The sequence below is a fragment of the Priestia koreensis genome, from assembly GCF_022646885.1.
GTDB lineage: Bacteria > Bacillota > Bacilli > Bacillales > Bacillaceae_H > Bacillus_AG > Bacillus_AG koreensis_A.
In genome coordinates this window covers 171,749-185,389 of record NZ_CP061868.1, presented here as the reverse complement: position 1 = coordinate 185,389, position 13,641 = coordinate 171,749, and the positions used below count along the sequence as shown (strand labels likewise).

At 40.2% G+C, this 13,641-nt stretch carries 12 protein-coding genes and 1 riboswitch; of the genes, 1 reads left to right on the top strand and 11 read right to left on the bottom strand.

All coding sequences use genetic code 11. The features are described from left to right. Positions 1 to 52: 52 nt before the first annotated feature. From thiE to tenA, 4 genes are read right to left on the bottom strand one after another with little or no spacing between them, the layout of a single operon-like run. Positions 53 to 715 (bottom strand): thiamine phosphate synthase, encoded by a 663-nt coding sequence (thiE, locus tag IE339_RS01060; protein ID WP_242172832.1) that lies wholly within the window; start codon positions 713 to 715, stop codon positions 53 to 55. Positions 716 to 732: 17 nt separating this feature from the next. Next, positions 733 to 1,521, bottom strand: coding sequence for a hydroxyethylthiazole kinase (thiM, locus tag IE339_RS01055; RefSeq protein ID WP_242172830.1), 789 nt, complete (start codon positions 1,519 to 1,521; stop codon positions 733 to 735). Beyond that, entirely contained in the window at positions 1,518 to 2,519 is a 1,002-nt protein-coding gene (locus IE339_RS01050) for an ABC transporter substrate-binding protein (protein WP_242172828.1), read from the bottom strand. The genes thiM and IE339_RS01050 overlap by 4 nt, the downstream gene beginning before the upstream one ends. A gap of 18 nt (positions 2,520 to 2,537) precedes the next feature. After that, positions 2,538 to 3,209 carry a thiaminase II gene (gene tenA, locus IE339_RS01045; protein WP_242172826.1) on the bottom strand — a complete coding sequence of 224 codons (672 nt, stop codon included), beginning with the start codon at positions 3,207 to 3,209 and terminating at the stop codon, positions 2,538 to 2,540. Positions 3,210 to 3,317: 108 nt separating this feature from the next. Then, positions 3,318 to 3,420, bottom strand: a riboswitch (TPP riboswitch). Positions 3,421 to 3,555: 135 nt separating this feature from the next. Between tenA and IE339_RS01040 the strand changes: the two genes are divergently transcribed. Further along, on the top strand, positions 3,556 to 4,317 hold the full coding sequence (locus IE339_RS01040) for an MBL fold metallo-hydrolase (RefSeq protein WP_242172824.1): 762 nt from the start codon (positions 3,556 to 3,558) through the stop codon (positions 4,315 to 4,317). Between the two features lie 61 nt (positions 4,318 to 4,378). Here the strand turns inward: IE339_RS01040 and IE339_RS01035 are convergent, their stop codons facing one another. The 7 genes from IE339_RS01035 to glmM form a co-directional block, all read right to left on the bottom strand. Beyond that, complete coding sequence (locus tag IE339_RS01035) at positions 4,379 to 4,666, bottom strand: alpha/beta hydrolase (protein WP_242172821.1); 288 nt, start codon at positions 4,664 to 4,666, stop codon at positions 4,379 to 4,381. A gap of 18 nt (positions 4,667 to 4,684) precedes the next feature. Then, the gene (locus IE339_RS01030; RefSeq protein WP_242172817.1) at positions 4,685 to 5,593 is read right to left on the bottom strand and encodes a methyl-accepting chemotaxis protein; all 909 of its coding nucleotides are present in this window, start codon (positions 5,591 to 5,593) and stop codon (positions 4,685 to 4,687) included. A 179-nt stretch (positions 5,594 to 5,772) separates the two neighbouring features. Continuing rightward, positions 5,773 to 6,996, bottom strand: a complete 1,224-nt coding sequence (locus IE339_RS01025; RefSeq protein ID WP_242172814.1) for an MFS transporter — start codon at positions 6,994 to 6,996, stop codon at positions 5,773 to 5,775. A gap of 210 nt (positions 6,997 to 7,206) precedes the next feature. Further along, a complete protein-coding gene (locus IE339_RS01020; protein ID WP_242172812.1) occupies positions 7,207 to 7,692 on the bottom strand; it encodes a DinB family protein in 486 nt (161 codons plus the stop codon). Positions 7,693 to 7,868: 176 nt separating this feature from the next. After that, positions 7,869 to 9,788 carry a S9 family peptidase gene (locus IE339_RS01015; RefSeq protein ID WP_242172808.1) on the bottom strand — a complete coding sequence of 640 codons (1,920 nt, stop codon included), beginning with the start codon at positions 9,786 to 9,788 and terminating at the stop codon, positions 7,869 to 7,871. A gap of 164 nt (positions 9,789 to 9,952) precedes the next feature. Beyond that, a complete protein-coding gene (glmS, locus tag IE339_RS01010; protein WP_242172806.1) occupies positions 9,953 to 11,755 on the bottom strand; it encodes a glutamine--fructose-6-phosphate transaminase (isomerizing) in 1,803 nt (600 codons plus the stop codon). Between the two features lie 538 nt (positions 11,756 to 12,293). Further along, positions 12,294 to 13,640, bottom strand: coding sequence for a phosphoglucosamine mutase (gene glmM, locus IE339_RS01005; RefSeq protein ID WP_053403461.1), 1,347 nt, complete (start codon positions 13,638 to 13,640; stop codon positions 12,294 to 12,296). Position 13,641: the final 1 nt, after the last annotated feature.

Here is a 13,641-nt window from a genome sequence, read left to right as displayed (position 1 = left end):
GTAACAAAAAAAACTCTTTGTAAAATTACCACTAAAGTAATAAAAAGGAATTTTAATGAACTATCTTGACTGCAGAAGCCAATTTCTTAGCTGCTTTCTCGGGGAATGGAGCATGGGATATAGCTGTAATAACCGACACTCCGTCTGCTCCAAACCGGATCACATCACCAGCATTCGTCTCGGTAATTCCACCAATTCCAACGATCGGAATTTGGATATTTTCTTCAAGAATAGACTCTATAACCGTTGATCCCTGTACTGGCTCGGTATCGAGCTTCGTTGCAGTCGGATAAATCGGTCCTACCCCTATATAATCCGCACCGTCTATAATCGCTTGTTTGGCCTGTGCGACATTATGAGCGGAAACTCCAATAAGCTTATTTGAACCTAGTCGTCTGCGAACCGCTGATGCACTCTCATCATCCTGCCCAATATGAACACCATCCGCATCAAGTTCAATCGCAAGTTCAATATCATCGTTTACGATGAATGGAATGTGATACTTCCTACAAATTTCTTGGAGTGATCTAGCCAGCTCTTTCTTTTCGTTTCCCTTTAATGCTTCTGCACCTTTTTCACGAAATTGAAAAAGGGTAATTCCTCCTTTAATCGCATCCTCTAATACTTCAAGAGGATTCTTTAAGCAATTCGTACTTCCCATAATAAAATATACGCCTAGTAGTTCACGAACTTCCTTCTCACCTGCATAAACCATATCATGTACACCCTCTCTTAACTCATCATATAGATGGACTTACGCAAATCGATTTGTTCACTTGAAACGAGCGCAAGCTGATTTAAAAATTCTACTTGGAAGCTCCCAGGACCCTGATCTTTTGTCTTTTCAGCCGCTAATTCAGCTGCCACTCCGTAAAAAGTAACGGCCTCTATGGCAGCTTCAATGGAAGCAGCACCCGTTCCAAGAAAAGCACCAATGACAGAGCTTAATAGACAACCTGTACCCGTCACTTTCGTTAATGCAACGTCTCCATTTAATCCTCTATACATGATATCACCGTCTGTTGTGATATCTTCCTTCCCTGTAATCACAACTACGCAACTTAAATCCAATGCTGCTTTTTGCGCTAACTTCTGTACGTCCCCTGTACCTTCGCCTGCATCTACACCTTTAATCGCCCATTCTTCTCCAACTAAATGAGCAACCTCTGCCGCATTGCCTCGAAGTACTGATAGATTTACATGCTGTAAAATCCTCTTAGCTGCCTCTGTACGATAAGGTGTTGCCCCCACCCCAACAGGATCAAAAACAACAGGAACACGATGTTCATTAGCTGATTTCCCGGCAATAATCATTGCTTCGACCACTTCCTCAGTTAGTGTTCCCATATTTAATACGAGTGCATCTGCGATCTTAGCCATATCCGCTACTTCCTCGAGAGCATAAGCCATTACAGGTGAAGCACCAAGAGCAAGTAGACCATTGGCCGTAAAATTAGTTACAACCATATTTGTAATATTGTGCACGAGCGGATTTTTTTGACGAACTTTTTCAATCATCATCTCTTCTCCTCTTTCTCTATTAAATTAACAAATGCGTCGTCAGGAGATACGCTTTTCTTTAACATCCCTTGCTGCAGGAGCCATTTAGACGTTTTCTCCCATATTTTCTGATCCTGATAGCCGAACGGCTTCGTTTTATCCGTCATCATAGGAAGTAAAATAGCTAAACTCTTTTTCTCAATCGTTTTATCAAGGGGTGACGACTGATCTTCATGATCAAGAAGAATCTTCAGCCCTTCTTTTGGATGTTGTTGAACGTACTGCTGTCCTTTTGTGGCAGCTTTCATAAATTTTTCATACATCCTCTTATTCTTTTTAAGTGACTGATCACTCGCAGCAAACACTAACTCATAATAGTCAGGTACTCCGTAGTCAGCAGGATTAAATACTCGTACATGATGTCCTTCCTTTTCAAGAAGAAGCTTCTCATGATTGATGTATCCACCGATGATTCCATCCGTCTTATTCGTTGCTACAGCAGGGATAAGATTAAAGCCGACATCAATCATTTTTACTTTTTTCGCATCTCCACCGTCTTTGGAGACAATCGTATCGATCATCGCTTCTTCAAGTGGAATGGATGAAAAGCCTACTGTTTTTCCTTCTAAATCCTTTGGTGATTGAACATTACTGTTTTTATTCACCATTAAATAGTCTAAAGGATGCCTTACAATCGCTCCAAATGATTTAACCGGAATATTTTCACCACGCGCAAGCAAAATTTGCGGCTCATAGCTAATCGCCATATCTACTTGATTTGCTGCTACTAATTTTAGCGGATCATTTGTATTGGCAGGCATTTTAATCTCTACATCAAGACCTTGTTCCTTAAAGTATCCTTTTTTCTGTGCAGTATATAAAAACGAATGCACTGCGTTTGGATACCAATCAAGCATGATACTAACCTTCTGTAACTTCCCGCTTGAATCTTTCTTCTCACTAGCACAGCCACTAAGCATTAACGTAGTCGCTAAAAAATAGATCATCCATTTTTTCATATCTTTCTACCTTTCATATTAAACTTTCCATTCTTCTCCTGTGTACACCATGTCCCAAAACATATACTCAAAACGAGTGGTTGTGAGAAAATGATCCTCTAGAATACGAAGCTCTCGCTCACTTTTCCCTTCTGTTAAGTCATCAAGCAAATCCAAAAGCCATTTCGTTAACGAACCAAACTCTTCCGATGAATACATGCAAATCCATTCTCCGTAAAGGGGATGTTTCTCACTATTTGGATATTGGTGCTTCAAGTGCTTTCCAATCTCCCAATAGCTCCACATGCAAGGCAATAACGCTGATATCAGTTCTTCTAGCGAACCGCTATGTGCCGCACTTAGCATGTAACGTGTATAGGCAAGGTTTGTTGGCATTGCTTTTGTATGCTCTAGCTCTTCTCTTGTAATTTGAAATCGTTTCGCATACTGACGATGTAGCTCCATTTCATGATGGAGCGTTTCATGAAGGATTCCAGCAAAAGCAGTCATTGTCTCCAAGCTTTTCGCCTTCACTGTACCCATCGCAAATAGCTTGGCATAATCGATTAAAAAGACGTAGTCCTGCTTCATATAACGAATAAAAGATTCCTTCGGCAACGTCCCATCTCCAATACCTGTAACAAACGGATGCATATGTGTTTGCTCCCAAACCGGATGAACCGCTTCAAATAACCGATCCGTAAATTTCATGCGTAAACTCCTCCCTTTTTATTCACTAGAAGTACAACAAAAAAACCACTCATTTCGGTAGGAAACGAGTGGTTTAAAGACAACGATCGAATATATGTACATTGACGTCAACTAAGCCCCTCACTTCCCTCCGCTGGTATGATCCAGATCAGGTTCAAAGGGTTCGAAACAAGTGTTTCATCTCAGCCAATTGGCCCCCCTAGTGAATTTTGCTACTATTTAATTTTTTCTCCTTTTCACTATATCATAGAAGAAAAAGAAGTAAAGCAGAACATTGTGATGAGCTCATCCATGTATATGAGTGACTCTTCTATTTTATACTAGGGAAATGAAGGAGGAATGAAAAATGGATATTCAATTAATTCGCAATGCAACACTCGTTCTACATTATGGGGATAAAAAGATCATCGTGGACCCGTTTTTTGCTGATAAAGGCTCCATGCCCCCATTTCAAAACACACCAAATCAGGATCAGGATAATCCTACAGTTGGCCTTCCCTTTGCTATTGATTCACTGTTAGATGCTGATGCAGTAATCGTCACTCACCTTCATCCTGATCATTTTGATGAAATGGCGAAGAAACGTTTACCAAAAGACATTCTTTTATATGCGCAAAACGAGCAGGATTGCCAAGTCATTCAAGAGGCTGGATTTACAAATGTACATTCTCTTGAAAACTCACCACAAGTAGGCGATGTTATCATAAAGCGTACGAACGGAAAGCACGGAACAGGAGACATTCTTAAGAAAACAGGAATTGTATCTGGTGTAGTTTTCACACACCCTGACGAAAAGACGCTATATGTCGCTGGTGATACCATTTGGTGTCCGGACGTTGAAGAAGCTATACAAACTCATCACCCTGATGTCATTGTTCTAAACGGAGGGGCTGCTCAATATCTAGTTGGCGATCCTATTACGATGACAAAGGAAGATATTTACGAAGTATACAAAGCGGCTCCCAATGCTCAGATTGTTGTCTGCCACATGGAATCCCTGAACCACTGTCTATTAAAACGCACAGAGCTTTCTGAGTTCTTATCGATGAACAAGGCAGCTGATCGAATTGCCATTCCGAATGATGGAGAAAAGCTGTCTTATAACTGACAAAAGCCTCGCTATACGCGGGGCTTTTTAGATACATATCATTAGCTGTTATCCCTTATACTTATACCAATGTTACCATTTGCGCTTCGTGTGATCGTTGAAAAAATCGGGAAAGGGTTTCCGAGTAAAGGTCAGGCTGCTCACGATGAACAAGGTGTCCTGCAAATGGAATGACGGACAGGTGTATACGAGGGTTTAATGATTTAGACGTTAATGCAGCCTCTATCTCTGGCTCTCTTTCTTCACCAATCATATACATAACAGGCATCCCAAGCTCTGACACTTCTCCTGTTTTTGAAAATGGGTAAAAGCCATCATCGTTAAACGAACGAAATGGTAGATTTGCCAAAAATCCGTGCAGGAGCTTTTAAATCATAGTCTTAAAGCGCTGCGCATGCTCTTCTAATTTTTTCGATGCACTTGATAGTTCTTTAAATTCTTCAACAGTCGTTTTAATACGCTGCTGGCTCGTTTTGATATCATGTTGGACACGTTCTGTACCTGATGTAATTTTATCAACTTCAGCGGTCATCTTTTCAACATTATCACGAATCTCACCAATTGACTTTTCTACGCTGATCGAAAGCTTTCGAACTTCTTTCGCCACTACTTCAAATCCCCGTCCATGTTCACCGACTCGTGCGGCTTCAATCGAGGCATTAATAGCTAATAGGTTTGTTTGCATGGCAATTTCCCTAATCGTTTTTACAATGCTATGTACTTCCGATGCCTGTTTTTGCAGCCCTAGTAAAATATCGGAGTTACCATCTGATACAGAGGTCACTTGGTTAATTAATTCCATGACGGCTGTTCCATGCTCAATTCCGCTTGACGCCCGCTCGCTAAGCTCTTCCGCCATGTCCTGCAAGTCCGACGTCACTATGTTAATCATATTTTGACGGGACGTAATATTCGTTGCGATTTTTGCGATACTAATCACCCTGCGTCCACTCTCATCAAAAATCGGCATATAAGTAGCCTCTAGCCAAATTCGATTACCGTTCGCATCTTTTCGCTCAATTTTATCTTGAAAGCTTTTTCCTGAAAGTAATCGTCCCCAGAAAGCTTCATATTCACGACTATTTGCAAACGCAGGAAAGCAAAATTGCCGATGGTGCATTCCTAACATTTCCTCAGGTTGATATCCCATTGTTGCAGCAAACAAATCATTTACAAATAAAACGGTTCGTTCCAAACTAAAGCGAATAACGGCCAAGTTACGAGTAACAGCCTCTATGAATAAATCATTAGTTACTTGGTCTTGCTGTTTAAACATCTATTTTCCCTCTTTCACGTTTAACTTTATCTACGTATTAACTAATAGATGACTGATTACTCTATCATAATGAACGACACCATAAAAAGGAAGAAGTAATACTCCCTCAACCGTCCTTTTTATAAGAGTTCATAAAATTGCCACGTAAAGCTAGAGGTAATAGTTTTTCTTTTCTTCATTTAGCTGTTGCTAATGTTTACTGTCTCTCGAAAATAAACAGATTTTGCTGGCATAAAAATTGAAACGATTAGTATAGTCGAAACGATTACGCCTACTCCTGCAAAAAGAAAACAAACCATCTGTAGCGAGATACCCTCTATGAGAGCACCCAGAAGAAGCGTAAATCCAATTTGAATAACAGCCTGTAGCATGTCGGCTACGCTCCCAAACCGTCCCATAATTTCGACGGGCACATTATTTTGAAAGAACGTTGCGTATCCTGAGTTGGCAAATGACATAAAAAAGCCGAGAAACATAAAAGATAGTGTAGCAATTAAAAATGTTGATGAAGCATAGAAAGCAGCATAGCCTACGGATGTAAATAGCATCCCTACGCCCAAGTAAAATCGTAACGATATCTTTCTAGCAGCGAGTATTGCTATAAATCCTCCTAGCAGAGTACCTGCACCCGTTAGACTTGTAATAAGGCCATAATCTCCATCGGATAATTGGAGGTGCTGTTTGATAAACGTTACTTCTTGAGAATCTAATGCAAAACCAATTAGCATGGCCGTTTGAAACAGTATGTAAATTGATATAAATGCTTTTGCTTTTTTGGAAAAATCTCGAACGATTCTCCAATCACTCATCAGCATCTTCCAAGTAATCCGATCACGAGCCTCCTGACTGCTCTCATCCACATTAGGAAGAAGATAGATAAAGAAAGCACAAACTAAAAAACTGATGGCATTAATAATGATGCACAAATCTGTTCCAACCTTCATAATAAGAACGCCTGCTACTGCAGGGCCCAGAAGAAATGCACCTGAGCTTGTCATACTCATAATCGAGTTAAATCGTTTGCGATTCTCAGGCGGAACGAGCTTCGTAATATACACGGAGGCACTCGGACCAAAGAAAGCACCGGCCATATTAATAAGTAAGAGAAGCACATAGATAACCCACAAAGAACTGATGAAAGGAATGACAGCTACTAGAACTCCTCGTACGACATCAATAAAGACCATTAACCTTCGCTTATTTATACGGTCAATGACACTTCCTGACCAGGTATTTGTGATTAAAATGGCAATGGGCCGAATAACATAAAGACCTGCTACGGCTGCTGCTGATCCTGTTAACTTTAAAATGGAGAGGTTTAGCGCAATTAAATAAATCCAGTTCCCTAGATAAGAAACGCCGATTCCCGATAGTAAAAGGAGAGGATTTCGCCACACCTTCATACGCCCACCTCTTCTCTTTAAATTCATTTTCTAACGTTCATTTATCATACCATAATATTACATTTGAATAAGGTGATATTTTACATGAAAATTGACAGTTTGGTGTAAAATTTAACTAGCCTTTAAATAGTAGAAAGAAACACCCGATAAGAACACGAATACTCCTGTTACAGGAATATCTATTTACCTAACAAAAATCATTCCTTCTGTTTAATCTAGCCCTAACACGTCCGTATTCTGAGGTATGTAACCTAACATTCGGATCATTGATACCATTTGACCCTTATGATGAAATTCATGTGTAATCGCATGTGCAAGAAGCTGTCGAGGCGTTATCTTTATAACCTCGCTTTTCGTTCTCCAAGGAATTTTCTTTTCCATTTCCGCATTTAAAAATTCATCTGACTGTTCAAGAACTTTCTCCATATACATATCTGCTTGTTGAAAATAGCTCCTTACATCTTCTAACTTCATCTGATTTATTTCTTCTTTTGAATAGAGGGGTGTCTTCGTCGCTTCCAATACATAGGACCCTAGCCAAGCATGATAGCACCCGGCTGTATGACATAACGTATTTCGTATACTTTGAAAACCAACATTAAGCTCTTTCGTAAACTCGTCCTCCGTTAGCTCTCCGCACTGATCCAGTAAAATAGCTCTTGTCTGCTTGACCCATTCATATTCTAATTTATCCATACAGCACCTCTAATTTTAGAATATTCAAATTTTACCACACAAAAATGAAAGAGGGAATGGACGGCTCATTACCTCTTTCGTGTACTATTCAATTAAATAGGCTTCGGCTTCTTTAATGGTTAAGTCGAATTTCTTGCAGCATCGTAGTAGCTTTCTTCATCCATGCTATTTGACCTTCACAGGCTGTAGAAACCCTTCATAGGTTCACCAAGAATATAATGTGTAAACCAAGTCAGATTCTGCTTCATAATCGTCGCGTTGACACCCGGGTGGTCAGAGCTATATGCCATGTCTTTAAATACGATCAATTCGGTATCTACGCCCATATCTTTCAATCCTTTGTATAGCTCGTACGCATTGGCTATTGGGACTCTAGCATCTCTCTCCCCGTGCTGAATTAAAGTAGGTGTACATGCTGATTTAATATAGGTCATGGGTGATGTTTTGGCATAGATCTCTGGATCGTTCCAAGGAGTATCACCTAAGTACATACTCGTAAAGTAAGGAAGGTCTGTATGTACGTAATTCGTGTGCCAATCCGTGATACCTCCCCCTACCGAAACAGCTTTAAAACGATTGCTAAACGTAGAGCAAAAGGCTGATATGTATCCACCGTTGCTCCATCCCATCACACCTACTCGCGCTTTATCTACGATTCCTTTTTCAATGAGGACATCCACTCCTGATATCACATCATCGTAGTTAACCGTTCCAAGCGTTCGGTAGTTTGCCTTTAAAAATTCGTTTCCGTACCCAGAGCTTCCTCTATAGTTGGGCTCTAGTACGATAAAACCCTTTTCAGTAAAAGATTCAATCGGATACTTTTCGTTAAAACAGTCAGAGAATAAAGGAAACGACGCCCAGTTTGGACCACCATGAATGATCAGCAATAAAGGGTACGCTTTATTGGGGTCAAATGTTGATGGCGTCGATAACACACCTTCAATTTCAATGCCATCGCTCGTTTTCCATGAAATGACCTCTCTATTGCTTTTAAATTTTTCATCGAACAAGCTATTTTCATTCGTTATTTTTTGATGATCCCAATAGATTTCAAATACTTCACCTTCAACCGCCTTACTGTAGGCAACATGTTCACCGTCGCTTGTACTGGATACATCTAGTACAAAACCTTCTTCACTTAACGGCTTAATCACTCCGTCTTCAAAAAACAGCCCGATGCAATAATTCGTTTTACACTGCCATCGTATTAAAATACCTTTAGGCGTCCAACAAATGGGTACAGGTATTGAATCAAGGTTGGATAAAGGTCGACTTACCTCTCCATTATGTAAATCATACATCTCTATTGTTCCATCCTGTATGTGATTCCGATAGTGATCCTTTTCCCTCGTGCTTGCAGTGTAGCAAATCTTATGATCATTAGGAGAGAAACAAATACCCTCACCAAGCATTTTATCTATAGAAAGGTTTTCTACTTTCCTCTCTTCTAAATGAAGTAGGTACAACTCTCTATTTATGTAATCTTCCATCTTGGAGGTCGGAGCAGCGATTAATACGGCTCTACTGCCATCATTCGAAAGCGCGAATTCGTGAATATGAAAATTTTGACCGTCAGTTAGTTGAATCGATTGGCGTTTCTGATCGATTGGCGTATAGCATAAACAATTGTTTCGATATTCCTTCGCGACCTCATAGAAGTGTTCGTATAAGGCTTGCCGTTTTACAGGTTCTTTGGCCTGGGCAAGGTAATAAAAACCTTTTCCAACGGCATCCCATTTAAACTCATTTACCCCTTCGGATTCATTCGTTATTTGCACTTCGCGATTATCCTCGATGAACTGAACAAAGATCTGATTGTTCTTGTTTTCATCCCCTCTAAGATAGGCGATGGATTTAGAATCCGGTGACCAAATGGGAGACGTACAGCCTGTCCCACCAACTGGTAGCTGATAACTTTCACCTTTTTCTTGTTCATAAATCCAAATATCATGATCATAAAGATTTTCTTGCCAATTAGCTGTTCTTTTGACAAATGCGATGCTTTTCCCATCGTCACTTATACTTGTCCCTGATAGAGAAGGTACCGAAACGATCTCTTCTATACTTAAGTACCTTTTTTTATTTACTGTCATTCGTAAATCCCCTCGTCACGTTATTCTAAATTGATTCGTGAAGTTTCTCCCTCTAACTCATAAAAACTTATAACAGAGCTCTTTAAAATGACAAAAAACCCCTTTAGATCATCATATCTAAAGGGGTTTGACTTCGCAATTACTTTATAACCATTAATTACCTATTATTCAACTGTTACAGACTTCGCTAAGTTACGTGGCTTATCTACGTCACAGTCGCGGTGTAATGCTGCATAGTAAGAAATTAATTGTAATGGGATTACCGCTACTAACGGAGATAGATCCTCATGTACTGGTGGTAATACATATCGGTCCTCTTCTGTTTCAAGACCTTTCATTGAGATAATACATGGATTTGCTCCACGTGCTGCTACCTCTTTTACGTTCCCACGAATACCTAAGTTAACATGCTCTTGTGTAGCAAGTGCGATAACCGGTGTATTGTTTTCGATTAAAGCAATTGTTCCATGCTTTAATTCTCCACCTGCAAATCCTTCTGCTTGGATGTAAGAGATCTCTTTTAATTTAAGCGCTCCCTCTAATCCAACGTAGAAGTCTACTGCACGACCAATGAAGAATGCGTTGCGAGTTGTGGATAGGTACTCACGAGCAATTGTCTCCATTGTTTCTTTATCATCACAAAGTGCTTCCATTGCGCTACCTACGATTGCTAGCTCTTGAACAAGGTCAAATGATAGCTCTACGCCACGTGTTTTAGCTGTTACAGCAGCTAAGATGGATAGAACAGCGATTTGAGCTGTGTACGCTTTTGTTGATGCAACCGCAATTTCAGGACCAGCATGTAAAAGAAGCGTGTAATCTGCTTCACGAGAAAGCGTAGATCCTGGTACGTTTGTGATTGTTAATGCTTTGTAGCCAAGCTCTTTTACTTGAACAAGTACTGCACGGCTATCTGCTGTTTCACCACTTTGTGAAATGAAGACAAATAGTGGCTTTTCAGATAAAAGTGGCATGTTGTAAGAGAACTCACTTGCTACATGAACTTCTACAGGTACTTTCGCCCATTTTTCAATGAACTGTTTTCCTACAAGACCAGCATGGTAGCTTGTTCCGCATGCTACGATATAGATACGGTCTGCTTCAGTCATCGCTTGTGAAATGCTTTCGTCGATATGAAGCTCGTTGTTTTCGTTTTGGTATTGCTGAATAATTTTACGCATTACTAATGGCTGCTCATCAATTTCTTTCAGCATGTAGTGAGGGTACGTTCCTTTTTCAATGTCGCTAGCGTCTAGCTCAGCTGTGTAAGGAGCACGTTCTACTACTTCACCGTTTAGCTTTTTAATTGTTACCGCTTCTTTTGTTACAATTACAAGCTCTTTATCCATTAACTCAACGTATTGATCTGTTACTTGTAGCATTGCCATTGCATCACTTGCTACTACGTTGAAGTCCTCTCCTAGACCTACTAAAAGTGGACTTTTGTTTTTTGCCACATAAATTGTTTCTTTATCTTCGTTATCTAATAAAGCAAGCGCATAAGAACCTTTTAATAAAGCAACTGTTTTACTAAAAGCCTCTTCTGTCGCTAGGCCTTCTTGTGAAAATTTATCAACTAATTGAACGATTACTTCTGTATCCGTTTCACTTACAAACGTTACGTCTTGAAGGTACTCACGCTTTAAGATTGAGTAGTTTTCAATAACACCGTTATGAACAAGTGTAAAACGACCAGACGTACTTTGGTGTGGATGAGCGTTCTCTTTGCTTGGTACACCGTGAGTTGCCCAACGAGTATGTCCAATACCAGTAGGTGCAACAACAGAGTCGTCTACGATTGCACGTAAATCAGCAATGCGACCCTTTTCTTTGAATAGGTGTAATCCTTCATCGTTCACTACTGCAATACCAGCTGAATCGTATCCGCGGTACTCTAATTTTTCTAATCCGCGTAATAAGATTTCTTTTGAATCCTTCGTTCCAATGTAGCCTACAATTCCGCACATAGTTAAATCCTCCTTGAAGGGACCAGGGGGCTAAGAAAGCGGGCTTCCTTGCCCCTTTCCATTCATTTTCTTTATCTGTTTTTGTTAACCATCGAACTGCATTTGTACAAAGGGTCACCCCTTTGCTTTTTACAGAACGTTACGGTTGTGGTTGATTCAACCGGGAGGCATCCGCCGATACTTCGATAAACCTCCTCCTCGTCAACTAAGCTCATTGTCGTCTCCAGCTTAGTTCAGGCGCTTTTAAAGTTATATACAGTGTGTTCTCTTCTCTGCTTTTAAAAAAGTAAGAGACGAACATTTTTTATATTACAATAGCACATGAGAAAACGTCAAATATTTTCTTAAGCGCAGTTACTGGACACATACTAAGCATGTTAATAAATCCCTTCTTTCTGCACCAAAAGTGCGAATAAAAGAGACAAGGTAGCCATAGAATGTTCCAATAATATAAAAATATGCATAAGCAGAAAAGTTTGTTCCTGCTTATGCATGGTTATTACCGATCATTTTTGTAATCGGACATATGAAATTGTGCTTATTCTAAGCCCATTTCTGCTTTTACTACCTCTACAATTCGGTCCACATAGTTCTTGCAGTCTTCATCTGAAGGTGCTTCCACCATAACGCGCACAAGAGGTTCTGTTCCTGAAGGACGTACAAGCACACGGCCATTTCCAGCCATTTCAGCCTCTACTTCTTCAATTACTGCTTTTACCTTCTCATTTTCCGTTACGTGATGTTTATCCGTTACTTTTACGTTAATTAAAAGCTGAGGATATTTTTGCATCTCTTTTGCTAACTCAGAAAGAGATTTTTTCGTTACTTTCATAATGTTTACAAGCTGGATTGCTGTTAACATTCCGTCACCTGTTGTGTTGTAATCAAGGAAAATGATATGACCAGACTGTTCGCCGCCTAAGTTATATCCTTTTGCCTTCATTTCTTCTACAACATAACGGTCTCCAACAGCTGTTTGAGCGCTGTCGATTTTATTTTTCTCGATCGCTTTGTAGAACCCTAAGTTACTCATAACCGTTGAAACGATCGTATTGTGCTTCAGACGACCATTTTCGCTTAAGTACTTCGCACAGATGAACATAATTTGATCACCGTCTACGATCTCTCCGTTTTCATCCACCGCAATTAAACGGTCGCCGTCGCCGTCAAACGCAAGACCTACGTCTGCTCCCTTTTCTTTCAAAAATGCCGCTAGCGTTTCTGGATGAGTAGAACCGACACCATCGTTAATATTCAATCCGTTTGGTGAAGCACCCATTGTTGAAATATCCGCTTCTAGATCTGCAAATAAGTGTGCTGCTAGTGATGATGTAGCACCGTGTGCGCAATCTAGTGCAACGTGGATACCTGAGAAATCCTCATCAACCGTTTGTTTTAGGAACTGAAGGTATTTTTGGCCACCTTCGAAATAGTCATTTACTTGTCCAAGATCTTTTCCGACCGGTCTTGGTAAAGTATCTGTCTCTGCATCCAATAATGCCTCGATTTCAAGCTCCTGATCATCAGATAGCTTAAATCCGTCTGGACCAAAGAATTTAATTCCATTGTCTTGTACAGGGTTATGAGAAGCTGAGATCATTACACCTGCTTGTGCGTCCATTACTTTTGTTAAGTAAGAAACACCTGGCGTTGAAATAACGCCTAATCGCATAACTTCCGCCCCTGTTGATAGTAGTCCTGCTACAAGAGCTCCTTCTAACATATGACCAGATACGCGTGTATCACGACCAATTAATACTTTTGGTCTGTCCGCATCCTTCGTTAAAACATACCCTCCGTAACGGCCAACCTTAAATGCTAATTCCGGCGTTAATTCGCTATTCGCTATGCCGCGAACACCATCTGTTCCAAAATACTTACCCATC